At 65.9% G+C, this 3,689-nt stretch carries 5 protein-coding genes and 1 pseudogene; 4 read left to right on the top strand and 2 right to left on the bottom strand.

What is annotated here, in order from left to right; all coding sequences use genetic code 11:
* The 3 genes and pseudogenes from Q0R27_RS09260 to aguB all read left to right on the top strand — a co-directional run.
* Positions 1-151: pseudogene (locus tag Q0R27_RS09260) on the top strand (30S ribosomal protein S4); the annotation flags it as partial.
* 78 nt (positions 152-229) lie between these two features.
* Positions 230-1,201: an agmatine deiminase family protein gene (locus Q0R27_RS09265; protein ID WP_293943631.1), complete on the top strand. Its 972-nt coding sequence runs from the start codon at positions 230-232 to the stop codon at positions 1,199-1,201.
* Complete coding sequence (gene aguB / locus Q0R27_RS09270; RefSeq protein WP_293943633.1) at positions 1,198-2,058, top strand: N-carbamoylputrescine amidase; 861 nt, start codon at positions 1,198-1,200, stop codon at positions 2,056-2,058. The genes Q0R27_RS09265 and aguB overlap by 4 nt, the downstream gene beginning before the upstream one ends.
* 19 nt (positions 2,059-2,077) lie before the next feature.
* Here the strand turns inward: aguB and Q0R27_RS09275 are convergent, their stop codons facing one another.
* Positions 2,078-2,350, bottom strand: a complete 273-nt coding sequence (locus tag Q0R27_RS09275; protein ID WP_293943635.1) for a DUF1294 domain-containing protein — start codon at positions 2,348-2,350, stop codon at positions 2,078-2,080.
* A 16-nt stretch (positions 2,351-2,366) separates the two neighbouring features.
* Positions 2,367-3,047 (bottom strand): uracil-DNA glycosylase, encoded by a 681-nt coding sequence (locus Q0R27_RS09280; protein ID WP_293943636.1) that lies wholly within the window; start codon positions 3,045-3,047, stop codon positions 2,367-2,369.
* A gap of 86 nt (positions 3,048-3,133) precedes the next feature.
* Here Q0R27_RS09280 and folK point away from each other — a divergent pair, with 86 nt between their 5' ends.
* Positions 3,134-3,616: a 2-amino-4-hydroxy-6-hydroxymethyldihydropteridine diphosphokinase gene (folK, locus tag Q0R27_RS09285; protein WP_293943638.1), complete on the top strand. Its 483-nt coding sequence runs from the start codon at positions 3,134-3,136 to the stop codon at positions 3,614-3,616.
* The last annotated feature ends 73 nt before the right edge of the window (positions 3,617-3,689 follow it).

Raw genomic sequence — 3,689 nt, forward strand, 5'->3', positions numbered from 1 at the left:
AGCGCAGGGTCTCGCCGAGCGGGATATCCCCGATTATGTCGTTCCCGACGGCACGTCGAAGATCACCTTCACGCGCGTGCCCAAGCTCGACGAAGTGCCCTATCCGGTGAAGATGGAGCCCAACCTCGTCGTCGAATTCTATTCGCGCTGATCGGGTTCGCCCTGTCGTGATACGAGAAGGCGATCCTCAGGGGTCGCCTTTTTCGTTTGCAAGTTTCGTGGAGTGATAATGACCATTCCCCTGCCCGAATGGGCGCCGCACGAAGCGCTGTGGATCGGCTTTCCGTCGGACCGCTCGCTATGGGCAGAGGACCTCGCCCCCGCCCAGCAGGAAGTCGTCGAGTTCGCCCGCGCGATCCACGCGGATGGCAAGGGCGAAGCGGTGTGGCTGGTCACGGCGGACGAGGCGGGGGCGACCGTCGCGCGCAAGCTGGCGCCGTTTGCGCGGGTGATCCACGAGCCGTTCGGCGATGTGTGGCTGCGCGACACCGGTGCGATCGTCACCGGGTCGGGGCGCAATCGCCGGGCGCAGGGGTTCGGGTTCAATGGCTGGGGCGGCAAATATGACCTTCCCGGCGATGACAGCATCGGCGAGCGGCTGAGCGCCGAGGCCGGCTTGCCTTTTGCGAAGGCCGACTGGATCCTCGAGGGCGGCGCGATCGATGGCGACGGGTCGGGCAGCTTCATCACCACCGAGCAGTGCCTGCTCAACCCCAACCGCAATCCCGGCCTGTCACGCGCCGACATCGAACAGCGCCTCGCGCGCGACCTTGGCGCCGACCGCATCGTGTGGCTCGGCGAAGGTTTGGCGAACGACCATACCGACGGCCATGTCGATAATCTTGCCCGCTACGTCGCGGCGGGCCGGGTCGCCATCCCGACCGCCGGGCGCAACGATCCCAATCGCGCGGTCTATCAGGATGCTGCCAAGCGCCTCGCCACGGCCGGACTCGACGTCGTCACCCTCCCCTCGCCCGGGCTCATTGAGCGCGACGGCGAGATGGTCCCGGCGAGCTACATGAACTTCGTCATCGGCAACGCCGCGGTGGTCGTACCGATTTACGGCGCCCCGCTCGACGAGGCGGCGGTCGAGGTCGTCCAGGCGATCTTCCCCGACCGCAGGGCGATCGGCCTGCGCGCCGACCATCTCCTCACCGGCGGCGGAAGCTTCCATTGCATCAGCCAACAGGTGCCCAGATGACCAAACTAACCGTCGCCGCGCTCCAACTCGCGTTTACCGAAGACACGCAGCGCAACATCGCCAACGTCTCCGACCTCGTTCGCGAGGCGGCGGGCAAAGGCGCACGGGTCGTCCTTCCACCCGAGCTGTTCCAAGGCCCCTATTTCTGCCGCACGCAGAACGAGAACAACTTCGCCACCGCCCGCGTCATGGCCGAACACCCCTCAGTCATTGCGATGCAGAAGCTCGCCGACGAGCTCAACCTGTGGATCCCGACCAGCTACTTCGAGCTCGACGGCCACCACCATTACAACAGCCTCGCGATGATCGGCCCCGACGGCAAAATCGCCGGCAACTACCGCAAGAGCCACATCCCCGACGGCCCCGGCTATCAGGAGAAATTCTATTTCCGCCCGGGCAATACCGGGTTCAAGGTGTGGCCGGTCGCCGGAGACTTTGGGGCGACCACGCTCGGCGTCGGCATCTGCTGGGACCAATGGTATCCCGAGGTCGCGCGATCGATGATGCTGATGGGGGCGCAAATCCTGTTCTACCCGACCGCGATCGGCACCGAGCCCCACGACCCCGACCTCGACACGTCACGCCTTTGGCGAAGGGCGATGATCGGCCATGCTGTGTCGAACGTCGTGCCGATCGTCGCCGCGAACCGCATCGGCACCGAAGGCGGCCAGCGATTCTACGGCCACAGTTTTATTTGTGATGAGCGGGGCGACCTGCTGGCGGAGTTCGGCGCGGATGAGACGGGCGTTCTGGTCGCCGAACTCGACCTCGATCTCGCGCGAAAACATCGTGCGGCGTTCGGCTTCTTCAGGGACCGGCGGCCAGAGCTTTATGGGCGGTTGGTTGAGGATGTTTGACCGCTGAGAGCTTTTACATTCAAGAAATTATGGTGAAGCCGACGGTCGCGCCCACTTGGACAGCTACAATAAGCTGCAGCATAGTGGAAAACGGCTCCTTCCGAGTCTTGTGTCGAAAGATTTGCCTGCCAAGAAATGCCGCAGGAGAGCCGCCGAGAATGGCCAGCAAAAGCAGGTCGGACTCGCGGACTCGCCATTCGCCGGCCTGCGCGCGACGCTTGTCGAACCAGAAACACAGAAGCGTTACGCAGTTTACCGCGACGACCGCGACACCAACATAAATCCAGATCATGCCCGAACTATATTGGTCATTGGTGAAAAAGTAGTTGGCTTGACGAGACCGCGATTGCTGCTTCGAAAACCCCCTCGAACATCGCCGCGTCCAGTCTGCGCGTGTTCTGGTTGTAGCGCGAGCAGTGATAGCTCGACAGCAGGGTGACCGCTCCCGCGCGATACTCCGCCCCATGCCCAAACTTCGTCGCGCTCGGCTTGAGCCCCAGCGCGCGGGCGGCGGCGACGTGGGCGATCTGGCCTAGCGCGATGATCACCCGCACCTTGGGCAGCGCGGCGAGGGACGCCTCAAGGAACGGGCGGCAATGGGCGATCTCTGCGGGCTCGGGCTTGTTCTGGGGGGGCAGGCATTTGACCGCGTTGAGGATCACCGCCCCCTTGAGCCGCAGCCCGTCGCCCCGCTCGGCCGCGAACTCACCCTCGCTCAACCCGAACTTGGCGAGCGTCGCGTAGAGTAGTTCCCCCGCGAAATCCCCGGTGAACGGCCGCCCCGTCCGGTTCGCACCATGCTTGCCCGGCGCAAGCCCGACGATCGCCAGCCACGCCGCGGGATCGCCGAACGCCGGCACCGGCGCATTCCACCAATCGGGGTGCTCCGCCCGCAACTCCTCGCGAAACGCCACCAGCCGGGGGCAGCGCGGGCAATCACGCGATGCTTCGGCAGCTGGGACGGGGGATGGGGCGGCTGGCGCTAGCATCCCCCGTCTTTGCGAGGAGCGAAGCGACGAAGCAATCCATGCGCCGCCGGGTTGCGTCGCCGCGCTCGCAATGACAGGGGCCGCAGGTGAACCATCTCTACGCCATCGCCGTCGGATCGAACCGCCCGCACGGCCGCCACGGCCGACCACCGGGCGTGGTCGCCGCCGCGATCGCCGAACTGGATGCGAAGTTCGGCCTGTTCGACGCCTCGCCGATCATGCTCAATCGGGCAACCGGCGGAGCGGGCCGCGACTTCGCTAATGCCGTCACGCTGGTCGAAAGCGACCTTGAGCCGCCACAAATGCTCGCCGTGCTGCAGGCGATCGAGCGCCAGTTCGGTCGCCGCTCGGGCCGCCGCTGGGGCGCCCGCGTACTCGATCTCGACATCGCCGCGTGGAGCGGTGGCCGCTTCGCCTCGCGCCGCCTGACCATCCCCCACGCCCGCCTTGCCGGGCGCGCCTTCGTCCTCGTGCCCTTAACGGCGGTCGCGCCCGGCTGGCGGCTGGTCGGACCACTCTCGGCACGCCATCTCGCCGCGCGCCTTGCCCACCGCCGCCCGTGCCGCTAACGGCGTCCCCGCGTGGGCCCTTAGCTCAGTTGGTAGAGCAACTGACTTTTAATCAGTAGGTCGCTGGTTCGAA

It is taken from the genome of Sphingomonas sp. (assembly GCF_025362505.1).
Lineage (GTDB): Bacteria > Pseudomonadota > Alphaproteobacteria > Sphingomonadales > Sphingomonadaceae > Sphingomicrobium.

What these genes read in the sequence shown, in the direction of transcription:
- Q0R27_RS09275 (WP_293943635.1), bottom strand. Translation starts at nt 2,350, where the DNA reads ATGATCTGGATTTATGTTGGTGTCGCGGTCGTCGCGGTAAACTGCGTA.
- Q0R27_RS09265 (WP_293943631.1), top strand. Translation starts at nt 230, where the DNA reads ATGACCATTCCCCTGCCCGAATGGGCGCCGCACGAAGCGCTGTGGATC.
- Q0R27_RS09280 (WP_293943636.1), bottom strand. Translation starts at nt 3,047, where the DNA reads ATGCTAGCGCCAGCCGCCCCATCCCCCGTCCCAGCTGCCGAAGCATCG.
- aguB (WP_293943633.1), top strand. Translation starts at nt 1,198, where the DNA reads ATGACCAAACTAACCGTCGCCGCGCTCCAACTCGCGTTTACCGAAGAC.